Genomic DNA, 13,991 nt, shown 5'->3' with positions numbered 1-13,991 from the left:
CACCCCCTCAGCACCACCCTCACCTCCATGACCGAATGGACCCCAGAAGCCCTCAAAGCCGAAATCGCCTACCGCCGAGCAACCGCCCACCACAACTGGCAGCACTCCCGCGACCGACAGCACAACCACCACCCATCCACCCCTTCCTGGCTGCACCGCGTGATCCACCGCACCTCCACGAAACCCAGCGGCACCAGCCCGTGAGGTGTGCGAGCATGCCTGTCGTGGCACGCCTAGGTTCCGGAATTCCCCTGGTCGCGCGCGACCGCGAACTGGCCCGGCTGCGCGCCGCCCTCGCCCAGGCCGGCAACGGTGTCGCGGGCGCGGTGCTGCTCGCCGGGGACGCGGGGGTGGGCAAGACGAGGCTGATCGACGAGCTGGCCGCGGACGCGCCGGACACGCTGGTCCTCTTGGGACGGTGCCTCGACGCGGGGGAGACGGGGTTGCCGTACCTGCCGTTCGCCGAGGCGCTCAGCCGGTTGAAGACCGAGACCGCGAACTGGCCGGCGTTGGCGATGCTCCTGCCGCAGCTCGCGCTTCCGGCCGAACGGGAGCCCGGTACCGGGGCGATGCTGGCGCCGAGTCTCATCCCCGGTCGCCGGCCGGAGCAGGACGTCGGGCAGCTGCAGTTGTTCGACGCGGTGCTCGGGTTGCTCGGCGAGCTGTCGGAGCGGCAGCGGGTGCTGCTGGTGGTCGAGGACCTGCACTGGGCGGACGCGTCGACGCGGTACCTGTTGTCGTTCCTGTTGTCCCGCTTGAAGTCCCAGCGGTTGCTCGTCGTCGGCACCTACCGCGGTGACGACCTGCACCGCAGCCATCCGTTGCGGCCCCTGCTGTCCGAGCTGGTGCGGCTGCCCGCCGTCGAACGGCTCGACCTCGCGCCCTTCAACGCCGCGGACGCGCGCCGGTTCGTCGAGGCGTTGAGCGACGACCTGCCGGAGGACGTCGTCGGGCAGGTCGCGGAACGGTCGGAGGGCAACGCGTTCTTCGCCGAGGAGCTCATCGCCGTGGCGACGTGTGACGACCGGTCGCTCCCCAGTGCCCTCGCCGACGTGTTGCTGAGCCGGGTCGAGCAGCTGAGCCCGGAGGCGCAGCACGTCGTCCGCGTCGCGTCGGTCAGGGGGCGGCGGGTGCGGCACGAGCGGCTCAAGGAGGTCGCGGGCATGAGCGACATCGCGCTCGACACCGCGCTGCGCGAGCTCGTCCAGCACCACCTGCTCGTCGTGCACGACGACGAGGTCTACACGTTCCGGCACGCGCTGCTGCGGGAGGCCGTCTACGGCGATCTCCTTCCGGGCGAACGGGTTCGGCTGCACGCCGCGTACGCGCGCCACCTCGCCCAGCACCTCGACGAACGCGGTGCGGCCGCGGCGCTCGCCCACCACGCGTTCCAGAGCCACGACCACGGGCAGGCGCTCACGGCGTTCATCCAGGCCGCCAAGGAGGCCGAACGCGCGGGTGCGCCCGCGGAGTCGTTGCAGCACCTGGAGATGGCGCTCAACCTGTGGAACGCCGTGCCCGCCGCCGACCGTCCGTCCGATGTGGACGAAGCGACGCTGCTGCGCAGGGCGTCCTGGGTCGCCGGCACGGCGGGGCAGCCGGAGCGGTCGGTGGCGTTCGGGCGCAGTGCGAAGAAAGCGCTCGGCGGGCAGTCGCCGGAGGCCGCGGCGGAGGTGTTGCTGCGGCTCGCGCAGGCGCTGTCCATCCTGGACGGCAACGAGCTGGAGCACCACCAGGTCATGATGGCGGCGTGGGAGCTCGTCCACGACCGGGAGGCGAGCCCCACGCGCGCCCGTGTGCTGGCGGGCAAGGCGTCCCTGCTGCGGCAGCAGCGGCGGGAGGCCGACGCGCGCGAGGCGGCCGAGCTCGCCATCGCGGACGGGCAGAAGGCGAACGCGCCCGGTGCCGTGGCCGACGCGCTCGGCACGCTCGGCATCCTCGACGACTACCTCGACCGGCGCGAGCAGGCGCGGGAGCACTTCGAGCGCGCGATCGAGGTCGCGCGGGAGGTCGGCGCGGTCAACACCGAGCTGCGCGCCTGGTACTACCTCGGGCTGATGCACTACGACCACGGCGAGCTGAAGGAGGCCGCCCGCGTCTACAACGAGGCGGGGGAGCGGGCCCAGCAGACCGGGCTGACCTGGAGCATGTTCGGCCTGGAGATCCGCATCTTCCAGGTGCTCGTGCACTACTACCTGGGCGACTGGGCGTACGCGGCGTGGGCGAGCGAACCGCCCGGCATGTCGGTGTCCTCCACGGTGCTGGCGCGGTTGCGGGCGGCGAACACGCACCTCACCGTGGGGCGCGGCGAGCTGGCCGAGTCCGAGCGGGTGATCACGAAGCTGCGCAGCGACTGGCACCGCGACATCCAGATCGCGCTGATCACCGGCGGCACCGGCGGCGAGCTCGCGCTGTGGCGCGGCCGGCCGGAGCTGGCGGTCGAACGGGTCACCGACGTGCTGGAGTGGACCCGCAAGCTGGGCGGGCCGTGGGCGCTGGGCGACATCCGCATCGGCGCGATCGGCGTCGTCGCCCACGCCGACATCGCCGCCAAGGCACGCCGCAAGCGGGACGCGGCCGCCGAGCGGGAGGCGATCGCGCGGGGCCGCGAGCTGGCCGAGCACGTGCGGCTGACCGCGCGCAACGGCGTCCCGCGCACCGGCACGCTCGGACCGGAGGGCCGCGCCTGGCTGGCGCGGTCGCAGGCCGAGGAGAGCCGGCTCGACGGCCCCGGCGACCCGGACCTGTGGCAGGCGGCCGTCGACGGGTTCGGCTACGGCCTCGTCTTCGAGCAGGCGCTGTGCCGGTGGCGGCGCGCGGAGGCGTTGCTCGGCGCCGACCGCAGGGACGAGGCGGCCGACGAGCTGCGCAAAGCCGACGAGACGGCCACGAAGCTCGGCGCGAAACCGCTCGCGGACGCCGTGGCCGCGGTCGCGAAACGGGCCCGGATCACCCTCAGGGCGGACGCGCCGGTGCGCGAGCAGGTCGACCTGTTCACCCCACGGGAACGCGCCGTGCTCGAACTGGTGGCCACCGGGCGCACCAACCGCGAGGTCGGCGAGGAGCTCTACATCAGCGAGAAGACCGTGTCCGTGCACTTCTCGCGGATCATGGCCAAGCTGGGGGCCTCCCGGCGTGCGGAGGCCGTCGCGATCGCGTACGACCGGGGTCTGCTCGAAACCCCGTAGGTTGTCATCCTCCAGGCTGATGCGGAACGCGTCGCGGAGTTGATGTCCGCGCACGGGACGCCGAAATAGCTTCTTCCTCGTCAAGCACGGAACTCCCCTGCGAGGAAGGCAAGCGACATGTCTGCACTGGTGTCCGAGGTGGGAGCGGTCGGCACGACCGCCGCGGCGGCCCACAACCTGGTGAAGGTCTACGGCAGGGGTGACACCGCCGTGCGGGCTCTCGACGGCATCAACGTGGCGTTCCAGGCGGGCCGCTTCACCGCCATCATGGGCCCGTCGGGCTCGGGCAAGTCGACGCTGATGCACTGCCTCGCCGGACTGGACACCGTGGACAGCGGCGCGATCCACATCGGACAGACCGAGATCACGAAGCTGAACGACAAGGACCTCACCAAGCTGCGCCGCGACCGCGTCGGCTTCGTCTTCCAGGCGTTCAACCTGCTGCCGACGCTGACCGCGGAGCAGAACATCCTGCTGGGCCTCGAACTGGCCGGCCGCAAGCCGGACAAGGAGTGGTTCGACACCATCGTCAACGTCCTGGGGCTGCGCGACCGCCTCACCCACCGCCCGACCGAGCTGTCCGGTGGCCAGCAGCAGCGCGTGGCGTGCGCCCGTGCGCTCGTCGCCCGTCCCGAGGTCATCTTCGCCGACGAGCCGACCGGCAACCTGGACTCGCGCAGCGGTGCCGAGGTCCTCGACTTCCTGCGCATGTCGGTGCGCAAGCTGGGCCAGACCGTGATCATGGTGACGCACGACCCGGTGGCCGCCAGCTACGCCGACCGCGTGGTGCTGCTCGCCGACGGCCGCCTCGCCGGTGAGATCCACCAGCCCACCACCGAGTCCGTCGTGAACGCCCTCACGCACCTGGGGGCGTGAGCAAGCGATGCTGAAGACGATCCTCGCGGGCCTGCGCGCCCGCACGGCGCGGCTGGTGCTGTCCAGCATCGCCATCGCGCTCGGCGTCGCGTTCGTGACGGGCACGCTCGTGCTCGGCGACGCCGTCGGCGAACAGACCAGGGACAACTTCGCCCGCAGCGCCCGCAACGTGGACGCGGCGGTGCACCTGTCCGACAACAGCCCCGACCGGGACAACGGCATCCCGGCCGGTTTCGTGGAGAAGATCCGCGCCACGAACGGCGTGGCCGGCGCGGACTCCCGCGAGTTCGGCAGCGCGGCACTGCTCGGCGGCGACGGCAAGGCGCGCAACGCGCTGGTCCAGCCGTTGCCGACCACGGAGAAGCTGCGCGACTTCAACCTTGAAGACGGCAGGTACCCGGCCAAGGCCGACGAGGCCTCCGTCGACGTCAAGACCGCGCAGATCGCGAAGCTCAAGGTCGGCGACAAGCTCAAGCTGCTCGACGAGGACAACGCCGAGCACGCGTTCACCATCGTCGGCACCTACCAGCAGGGCGCGAGCAGCATCTCGATGTCCGGCAGCGACCACGTCGTGGTGTCGCCGGAGGGCCTGCGCACGGTCATCCCCAAGCAGCGCGTCTACGAGATCGTCGCCGTCGCGAAGGACGGTGTGTCCCAGCAGCAGCTCGTGGACAACATCAAGGCCGTCATCGGTGCGAACTACAACGTGCAGACCGGTGAGCAGCTGACCCAGGAGACGCTGGCGCAGGTCGGTGACGCCGCCGCGGAGATCAAGACGTTTCTGCTCGCGTTCGCCGCGATCTCGCTCGTCGTCGCGGGCATGGTCATCTACAACACCTTCACGATCCTGGTCGCCCAGCGCACCAAGGAGCTCGCGCTGCTGCGCTGCGTCGGCGCCGAACGCGGCCAGGTGTTCCGCAGCGTGCTCGCCGAAGCGGTCTTCATGGGGCTCGCGGCGTCCGTGCTCGGCATCCTCGGCGGTCTCGGCGTCTCGGCCGGCCTGCAGGCACTGGTGGGCACGGTCGGCGGCCCGAGCGGCGACGACGTCGCGATCCGCCTGCCGATCTCGTGGGTGACCATCGCCGCCGGCTTCGGCGTCGGTGTCGTCGTGACCGTGCTGTCGGCCGTGCTGCCGGCCCGCCGCGCCACGAAGGTCGCACCGGTCGCCGCGCTGCGCTCGCAGCCCGACAGCCACGACGACGTCGCCCGCACCGGCAAGGTCCGCATCGCGGTCGCCACCCTGGTCGCGCTGGTCGGCGGTGCCGCCGTCTACCTCGGCCTGCAGCAGGAGAAGGAGGAGCCCGCGCTGTTCATCACCGGCGGCGCCACGATGGTGCTGCTGTTCGCGGTCCTGCTCCTCGGCCCGCTCTACGTGGGCCCGGTCAACCGCCTGTTCGGCAAGGTGCTGCGCGGTGTCCCGGCCAAGCTGGCCTCGGCCAACGCGGGCCGCAACCCCAAGCGCACGGCCGCGACCACGGCGGCGCTGATGATCGGCGTGACCATCGTGGCGATGGTGACGGTCGTGGCCGGCAGCGGCCGCGAGACGATGAACAAGAAGGTCGACGAGCAGTTCCCGTCCGACTACGAGGTCACGTCGAGCGTCTACAGCCAGCCGCTCACGCAGAAGTTCGCCGACGAGCTCGCGAAGGTCCGCAACGTCGCGAAGGTCGCGCCGGAGCTCACCGCGTCCACCGAGTCGCCGCAGCTGCCGTACGCCTACGTGACCGGCTACCCGGCGGACGCGATCGGGTCGCTGGTGCGGGCGCAGACGACCACCGGGCCGTTGACCGCGCTCAAGGACAACGAGATCGCGATGCGCGAGAAGGAGGCCAAGGAAGCGGGCCTCTCGGTCGGCTCGCCGCTGAAGCTCGGCGGCAAGGACTTCACGGTCGTCGCGCTGCTCAAGGACAGCAGCTTCGGCACGGGCATCGTGACGCTGCCCTCGGCCACCTCGGTGCTGAAGGAGGCACCGAAGGGGTACGGGAAGCTGCTGGTCAAGCTCGCGCCGGGCACCGACGTCGCGACCGCGCGGGCCGACCTGGAACGCGTCATCGCCACCTCGCCGGTCGCGGTGCTGAACTCCGCCGCCGAGACGAAGGCCGAGCTCAACGCCCAGATCGACCAGATCCTGCTCTTCATCTGGGCGCTCGTCGGCCTGGCGCTGGTCATCGCCCTGTTCGGCATCGCGAACACGCTGACGCTCTCGGTCCTGGAACGGACCCGCGAGTCGGCGTTGCTGCGGGCCCTGGGCCTCACCAGGGGCCAGCTGCGGCAGATGCTGGTGGTCGAGTCGATCCTGATGGCGCTGATCGGCGCGGTCGTGGGCGTCCTGCTCGGCGCCGGGTTCGGGTGGCTGCTGGTCGAGGCGATCTCCAACGACGAGTTCCAGATCAGCTTCTCCGTCCCGTTCGGCCAGATCGGCATCATGCTCGGCCTGGCCGTGGTCGCGGCGGTCGTCGCGGCCGCACTGCCCGCACGCCGGGCGGCGAAGAACTCCGTGGTCGCGGGCATGGCGGAGGCGTAGGACGTTCGTCCGGAACCGGGGGTCGGGGCCCCGGACCGGGCGGGCCGGACGTGCGGAACAGGGGCCGCACGACCGGGGATCGGTGGAGGTCCGGTGCCGTCGGGGCGCCGGGCCTCCGCTGTGTCGAGGGCACGCGGAAAAAAATCTTGGGAGCGGGCGTCATTTTTTCGTCGCAATGCCCTCTACCTGGGATGAGAGGGACGACCGGAGCGAGGGCCCGGTCGTCCCTCTTCTCGTTCGCGCGCTCCCGCGTGGTCTCGATCGGGGCACAGGACGATCCCGGCACAGGTTTTTGTTGCCCGCCTCCACAAAGTTACGGAACGATGTCGACCGCTTGACAGCGGCCGCTCTCCAGTTGAGTGTGAGAGCGCTCTCACCGTGGTTCACATGCGCCTACGGCGCCGTCGAGGAGGACGGATGAACAGAAGGCTGGTCGGCAGCACCGCTGCGACCCTCGTGCTGGTTCTGGCCGCGGGATGCGGCGGGAGTTCCGAGGCTGACGGCAAGATCGAGCTGTCACTGGGCCTGTTCTCCGACTTCGGCTACGACAAGCTGATCGAGGAGTACATGGCCTCGCATCAGAACGTCAAGATCGAGCAGCGCAAGGTCAAGATGGAGCAGCACAACACGCAGCTCGCCACGCAGCTGGCGGGTGGCCGCGGTGCCGCGGACATCGTCGCGCTGGAGGAGGGCGTGGTCAGCCAGTTCCGCGCCTCCAAGGACAAGTTCGTGAACCTCGCCGACTACGGCGCCAAGGACCTGAAGTCGCAGTGGGCCGACTGGAAGTGGAACCAGGGCACCGCCGACAACGGCGAGTTCGTCGTGGGCCTCGGCACCGACATGGGCAGCCTGGGCCTGTGCTACCGCAGCGACCTGTTCGCGGCGGCCGGCCTGCCGACCGACCGCACCGAGGTCGCGAAGCTGTGGCCGACGTGGGCGGACTACGCGAAGGTCGCCGACCAGTTCACGGCCAAGACGCCGGGCGTGAAGTTCGTCGACACCGGCCGCAACGTCTACAAGGCCATCCTCGACCAGACCGAGGAGGGCTACTTCGCGAAGGACGACTCCTACATCGCGGAGAAGAACGACAAGGTCAAGACCGCGTTCGACACCGCGGCGGCGCTGGGCACCAAGCAGCAGACCGGCGCGCTGGAGCCGTTCAGCCAGGAGTGGAACGTCGCGCTGAAGCAGGGCTCGTTCGCCACCACCACCTGCCCCGCCTGGGCGCTCGCGCTCATCAAGGCCGGTGCCGGTGACGGTGCGGCCGGCAAGTGGGACGTCACGACGGCGCCCGGCGGTGGCGGCAACTGGGGCGGGTCGTTCCTCGCGATCCCGAAGCAGGGCAAGCACCCCAAGGAGGCCTACGAGCTGGCCAGGTGGCTGACCGCCCCCGAGCAGCAGAAGCGGATCTTCAAGGAGACCGGCAACCTGCCCAGCCAGCCCAAGGTCTACCAGGACGCCGAGGTGCAGGCCACGGTCAACGAGTACTTCAACTCCGCGCCGGTCGGCCAGATCTTCGCCAGCTCCGCCGAGTCGCTCAAGCCCACCTACCGCGGCACGAAGGACTCGAAGGTCGGCCCCGTGTTCGCCTCCGCGCTCACGCGGGTCGAGCAGGGCAAGCAGTCCGGAGCCGACGCCTGGACGCAGGCGTTGAAGGAAGCGCAGGACGTCGTCAAGTGACGTTGACGCGTGCGGAGACCGAGGCGGCTTCGGCCGCCTCGGTTCCTCCTCCTCCGGACAAGCCCAGGCGACTGGGGCTGAGCCGCTGGGACGCCAGGTACACGCCGTACCTGATCATCGCGCCGTTCTTCGTCGTGTTCGCGGTCTTCGGGCTCTACCCGCTGCTGTACACGGCGTGGGTGTCGCTGCACGACTGGCAGCTGATCGACGGTGACCAGGGGTTCGTCGGCCTGGACAACTACAGCCGGCTGTTCGGCGACCCGAACTTCTGGAACGCGCTGTTCAACACGATCAGCCTGTTCGTCCTGTCGACCGTGCCGCAGCTGCTCGCGGCGCTCGGCCTGGCCGCGTTGCTCGACAGGGGACTGCGGGGCAGGGCGTTCTGGCGCGCGGGCGTGCTGCTGCCCAACGTCATCTCGGTCGCCGCGGTGGCACTGGTGTTCGCGCAGTTCTACGGCCGCGACTTCGGCATCGTGAACTACCTGCTCGGGCTCGTCGGGATCGACCCGGTCGACTGGCGCGCGGAGACGTGGGCCTCGCACCTCGCCGTCTCGTCGATGGTGATGTGGCGCTGGACCGGGTACAACGCGCTGCTGTACTTGGCCGCCATGCAGTCGGTGCCGAGGGACATGTACGAGTCGGCCACCCTGGACGGTGCGTCGCGCTGGCGGATGTTCTGGGCCATCACCGTGCCCTCGATCCGGCCGACCATCCTGTTCACCGTCGTCACCTCGACCATCGGTGGCCTGCAGCTGTTCGCGGAACCGGCGCTGTTCGACCCCGGTTTCGCCGCCAACAACAGCACCGGCGGCTCGGACCGGCAGTTCCAGACGCTCGTGCTCTACATGTACGAGAAGGGCTTCCGGCTGTTCGACGCGGGCTACGCGGCGACCGTGGCGTGGATGCTGTTCATCGTCGTGCTGCTGGTCGCGGTCATCAACTTCTCGCTGACGCGGCGCATCGCGTCGAAGGGGTGATCATGACTCGCGCGAAGGCGGGACCGCTGCTCTACGGGTTCCTGGTCGCGGTGCTCGTGGCCTCGGTGTTCCCGCTGTACTACTCGTTCATCGTGGCGTCGAAGGACAACTCGGTGCTCGGCGAGCGGGTGCCGCCGCTGATCCCCGGCGGCAACCTGGTCGAGAACGTCACCCGCGTCTTCGACACGGTCGACTTCTGGCTGGCGATGCAGAACTCGTTCATCGTCGCCTCGACCGTGGCGATCTCGAACGTCGTGCTCGGCACGCTCGCGGGCTTCGCGTTCGCCCGGCTGCGGTTCAAGGGACGCGACTCGCTGTTCCTGGTCGTGCTCGGCACCGCCATGGTGCCCACGCAGCTGGGCGTGATCCCGCTGTACATGCTGATGTCGGACCTGGACTGGTACGGCACGCTGCAGGCCGTCATCGTCCCGGTGCTGATCGGCTCGTTCGCGGTGTTCTGGATGCGCCAGGCGTGCGAGGAGACCGTGCCGTACGAGCTGATCGAGGCCGCGCGGGTCGACGGGTGCTCGGTGCTGCGGACGTTCTGGCACGTCGGGTTCCCCGCGGTGCGGCCACAGGCGGCGGTGCTCGGCATGTTCACGTTCATGACGTCGTGGAACGACTTCTTCTGGCCGCTGATCGTGCTCGACCCCAACGACAGCCCGACCGTCCAGGTCGCGCTGTCGACACTGGCCAGCGGGTACTACACCGACTACTCGCTGATGCTGGCCGGCGCGACGCTCGCCGTGCTGCCGGTGATCGCGATCTTCGTCCTGCTGTCCCGCCAGATCGTCGGGGGCATCATGCAGGGCGCTGTCAAGGGCTGAACGCCGCAGAGGGATGTGAGTGAATGACGACCGACTCGGACGTCGAGGTCGAGCGGGAGGTGCTGAGCTTCCCACCGGACTTCCTGTGGGGAGCGGCGACCGCGGCGTTCCAGATCGAGGGATCGACCACAGTGGACGGTCGAGGGCCCTCGATCTGGGACACCTTCGCCGCGACACCCGGCAAGGTGCTCGCCGGCGACACCGGTGACCCCGCCTGCGACCACTACCGCAGGTATGAGTCCGATGTGGACCTGATGGCGTCGCTGGGGCTGGCCGCCTACCGGTTCTCGGTGGCGTGGCCGCGCATCCAGCCGGGCGGCAGCGGCGCGGTCGAGGAGCGCGGTCTCGCGTTCTACGACCGGCTGGTGGACGCGCTGCTGGACAAGGGCATTCAGCCGCTCGTGACGCTGTACCACTGGGACCTCCCGCAGGTGCTGGAGGACTTCGGCGGCTGGCGCAACCGCGACACCGCCTACCGCTTCGCCGACTACGCGGCGATCGTGCACGAGCGGCTCGGGGACCGGGTGCAGGCGTGGACGACGTTGAACGAGCCGTGGGTGTCGGCGTTCCTGGGTTACGGCAACGGCATCCACGCGCCGGGCGTGGCCGACCCGGTGGCCTCCCTGGAGGCGGCGCACCACCTGTTGCTCGCCCACGGGCTGGCCACGCAGGCGTTGCGCGCGCAGGCACCCGAGTCGCACCGGCTCTCGCTCGTGCTCAACTTCAGCACGATCTGGGCGGACGACGAGTCGGAGGCCTCGCTGGAGGCCGTGCGCAAGGTCGACGGGCTGCAGAACCGCATCCTGCTCGACCCGGTGCTCGGCCGCGGCTACCCGCTCGACGTCCTGCAGGACACGAGCTGGCTGGGCGACTGGACGAACGTGGTCCGCGACGGCGACATGGAGACCATCGCCACCCCGGTCGACTGGATCGGCGTCAACTACTACAACCCGACCCGCGTGGCGGCGGCCGACCCGGACTTCGTGCCGGAGGGCCCGCACGCCGGTCTGCGCGGTGTCGCGATGCAGCCGCCGCGCGGTGAGCTCACCGGGTTCGGGTGGGAGCAGAACGCCGACGCGTTCACCGAGCTGCTGGTGCGCCTGTCGCGGCACGTCGACGGGATCCCGCTGGTGGTCACGGAGAACGGCTCCGCGTTCCCGGACGAGGTCGACGAGCTGGGCCGCGTCGTGGACGTGCAGCGGACCAGGTACCTGGTGGACCACGTGCGCGCGGTGCACCGGGCGATCTCGGCGGGTGCGGACGTCCGCGGCTACCTCGCGTGGTCGCTGCTCGACAACTTCGAGTGGGCGGCCGGGTACTCGCAGCGGTTCGGCATCGTGCACGTCGACTTCGAGACGCAGCAGCGCACCGTCAAGGAGAGCGCGGCCACGTTCGCCCGGATCATCGGGAACAACGGCCTGCCCGCGCACGGCTACACCGTCTAGTACCGGGGGCTTCGGCGCTCTCACCCGCGGACAGGCCTGTCCACAGGTGAGAGCGCTCTCTCGTTTCGGCCCGCCGGTTCAGCGTCGGCGCAGCACCCGCGGGTCGGCGTGCAGGGTGTCGGCCAGCCTGATGGTGATGAGCTCGTTGTCGTCCGGCTTGCCCGGCGTGCGGCCCGACGACGACGGGAAGTTGTTGTCGTTGGCGACCAGCAGCGTCCGGTCGTCGAGGATCGTGACGTCCTCGATCGTGGTGAACGGGAAGCGGAACGGGTCGGCCTGGCCGCCCACGTGCTTCGGGTTCGCGAGGTCGAGCAGGTCCGCGACCAGCGTCTTGTCGAGCTTGCCGTCCCGGTCGCGGTCGCGCTTGTCGGCGAGGTAGATCCGCTTGACCAGCGCGGCGGCGCCCTGGCCGCCGTCGCGCTCGATGACCAGCAGCCGGTTCCGGTCGACCGCGATGGCGTCACCGATGGCGAGATCCGGGTTCTCCAGCTGGTAGACCCACCTCGTTCCGGTGAACCGGTTGCGCTCGACGTCGAGCTCGTTCAGCCGCAGCGTGCCCGGCTCGTCACCGGCGACGGTGCCCTCCAGCAGCGCGTTGATCGTCTTGCCGTCGGGGGAGAGGGTGATCGCCTCGAAACCCTTGCTGCTGCCCAGGTTGGGGCTACCGGCCGGGTTCTCCGGCGCACGCACGCCAGGCAGCGGGACCGGGGCCGAGAGGAGCCGGCCGGCGCGGTCGAAGTGCAGCAGGTACGGGCCGAACTCGTCACCGATCCAGTAGGTGCCGTCGGCGGTGCGGGTGATCGACTCGATGTCGAGGTCCTGGCCGGTCAGCACCCGGTCCGCGCGCACGAGCGGGAACGGCATCCTGTTGCCGGGGTCGGTGAGCGTGATGCCGCCGAGCACGTCGACGTTCCCCGACCGGAACTCCGGGGCGATCCGGTGGATGCGCAGCAGGAAGTCGGCGCTGTTGGCCCTGGTGCCGAAGCCGTTGTCCGAGATGACGTCGAACGTGCCGTCGCTGTTGCGCAGCAGGCCGCTGAAGCCCTGGACCGGCTGGTCGGCGAACGGCGGCGTGACGCCGTTGACCGGAGCCGTGCCGAGCGCGGCGCCGCTGGGCTCGCTGCCGGGGACGAAGGTCTCGGCGGGCAGCGCGGCGAAGTTCGTCAGGACGGCCTGCCCGCGGGCCGGGTGACGAGCCGGATCGGGGGCGGCGGTGGTGGGCGTGGCCAGTGCGGTGACGGTCACGATCGTCAGGCCCACGGCCAGGGTTCTCCTCATGGCGCGGCACGCTACGGCCGCGAGGTGAACGGGGTCCGGCGTCGAGGACACGATCTGCCGGACCGGTTTTACCGAGGTGTCGCGTCACCGCAACAGGCCCCGGGAAGGCTGGTCGCCATGACGACGACCTGGCGCGTGCGCTTCGAACTCAGCGACAGTCCCGGCGCGCTCGCCCGCGTCACCGTCCGGCTGGCGGCGGCCGACTGCAACGTGCTCGCCCTGCACGTGATGCCCGTTCCCGGCGGGGTGCTCGACGAGATCGTCGTGCGCGCGGGGGAGGGCGTGCTGCCCGCCGACCTCGTCGAGGCCGTGCGCAGCGAGGGCGCCAGGTGCGTCGGCATCACCAGCGCCGACCTGCGGGACCTCGTGGACGAGCCGACGGCGGTGCTGCGGGCGGCCAGGATGGCACTGGCCGATCCCGGCCGGACCGCGGAGGCGCTGCGGCAGGTGCTGTCCGCCGACTCGGTGGTGCACGGCGAGGCCGGCGAGGGGCAGGTGCAGCTCGGCGAACTGGCGGCGCGGCGCGGGTGGGCGCGGTTCACCCAGGTCGAGCTCGCGCGGGCACAGGCCCTGCTCGACCTCGTGGACGCCCCGGCGCCCGCCTTGCGCGGAATGCTCAGCGACGACGGCGTGGCCCTGGTGCTGCGCCCCGGCACGTCCGCCGACGAGGACGTCGTGGGCGACCTGCACTCCCGCTGCTCGATGAAGACGTTGTTCAACCGCTACCACTCCGGCATGCGCACGGTGCCCCGCCGCTGGCTGCACCGCCTGCTCAACCCGCCGCGCGGCACCACCGTCCTCGCCCAGTGCGGGGACCAGGTGGTCGCGCTGGGCCAGCTCATCCGCACCGGCACACCGGACTGCGCCGAGGTCTCGCTGCTCGTGGAGGACGCCTGGCAGCGCAGGGGCGTGGGCACGGCGCTGCTCGCGGCACTGGCCTGCGACGCCCGCGCCGCCGGGTTCACCGAGCTCGTGGCGTGGTGCCTGCCGTCGGAGAAGGCCCTCGTGCGGGCGGCGGCGAGGGCGGGTCTCGACGCCACGACACGCCGGGAGGACGGCCTGCTGCGGGTGTCGATCGCACCCCGCGGGCGTGCCCTGAAGTCCGCCGTTGCCCAGGTCGCGGCGGAAAAAACACGGTGAACTGCGCGGAGCCCCTCCTCGGAGATCGCTTGCGGCTAAGCTGACCTGCGACTCAA

At 70.6% G+C, this 13,991-nt stretch carries 10 protein-coding genes; 9 read left to right on the top strand and 1 reads right to left on the bottom strand.

Translation table 11 applies throughout. The features are described from left to right. From ADL03_RS49980 to ADL03_RS35140, 8 genes are all read left to right on the top strand, one after another. The coding region (locus ADL03_RS49980; protein WP_231642666.1) for a hypothetical protein at positions 1 to 204 on the top strand (204 nt) is incomplete at its 5' end. Between the two features lie 11 nt (positions 205 to 215). Then, entirely contained in the window at positions 216 to 3,188 is a 2,973-nt protein-coding gene (locus tag ADL03_RS35170) for a helix-turn-helix transcriptional regulator (protein WP_053737921.1), read from the top strand. 117 nt (positions 3,189 to 3,305) lie between these two features. After that, a complete protein-coding gene (locus ADL03_RS35165; RefSeq protein WP_053737920.1) occupies positions 3,306 to 4,064 on the top strand; it encodes an ABC transporter ATP-binding protein in 759 nt (252 codons plus the stop codon). A gap of 7 nt (positions 4,065 to 4,071) precedes the next feature. Next, positions 4,072 to 6,588 (top strand): ABC transporter permease, encoded by a 2,517-nt coding sequence (locus ADL03_RS35160; protein WP_053737919.1) that lies wholly within the window; start codon positions 4,072 to 4,074, stop codon positions 6,586 to 6,588. 417 nt (positions 6,589 to 7,005) lie between these two features. Then, complete coding sequence (locus ADL03_RS35155) at positions 7,006 to 8,268, top strand: ABC transporter substrate-binding protein (RefSeq protein ID WP_053737918.1); 1,263 nt, start codon at positions 7,006 to 7,008, stop codon at positions 8,266 to 8,268. Continuing rightward, a complete protein-coding gene (locus tag ADL03_RS35150; protein ID WP_231642664.1) occupies positions 8,265 to 9,245 on the top strand; it encodes a carbohydrate ABC transporter permease in 981 nt (326 codons plus the stop codon). Before ADL03_RS35155 ends, ADL03_RS35150 begins: the two co-directional genes overlap by 4 nt. A 2-nt stretch (positions 9,246 to 9,247) precedes the next feature. Beyond that, entirely contained in the window at positions 9,248 to 10,072 is an 825-nt protein-coding gene (locus ADL03_RS35145; RefSeq protein ID WP_053737932.1) for a carbohydrate ABC transporter permease, read from the top strand. A gap of 23 nt (positions 10,073 to 10,095) precedes the next feature. Continuing rightward, a complete protein-coding gene (locus ADL03_RS35140; protein ID WP_053737917.1) occupies positions 10,096 to 11,517 on the top strand; it encodes a GH1 family beta-glucosidase in 1,422 nt (473 codons plus the stop codon). Between the two features lie 78 nt (positions 11,518 to 11,595). Here the strand turns inward: ADL03_RS35140 and ADL03_RS35135 are convergent, their stop codons facing one another. Beyond that, a complete protein-coding gene (locus ADL03_RS35135; RefSeq protein ID WP_053737916.1) occupies positions 11,596 to 12,795 on the bottom strand; it encodes an esterase-like activity of phytase family protein in 1,200 nt (399 codons plus the stop codon). Between the two features lie 117 nt (positions 12,796 to 12,912). Here ADL03_RS35135 and ADL03_RS35130 point away from each other — a divergent pair, with 117 nt between their 5' ends. Continuing rightward, a complete protein-coding gene (locus ADL03_RS35130) occupies positions 12,913 to 13,935 on the top strand; it encodes a GNAT family N-acetyltransferase (protein WP_053737915.1) in 1,023 nt (340 codons plus the stop codon). The last annotated feature ends 56 nt before the right edge of the window (positions 13,936 to 13,991 follow it).

It is taken from the genome of Nocardia sp. NRRL S-836 (assembly GCF_001279525.1).
In the GTDB taxonomy this organism is placed as follows: Bacteria; Actinomycetota; Actinomycetes; order Mycobacteriales; family Pseudonocardiaceae; genus Lentzea.
The sequence above is the reverse complement of the archived record's forward strand: the minus strand, read 5'-3'. Positions and strand labels throughout refer to the sequence as shown.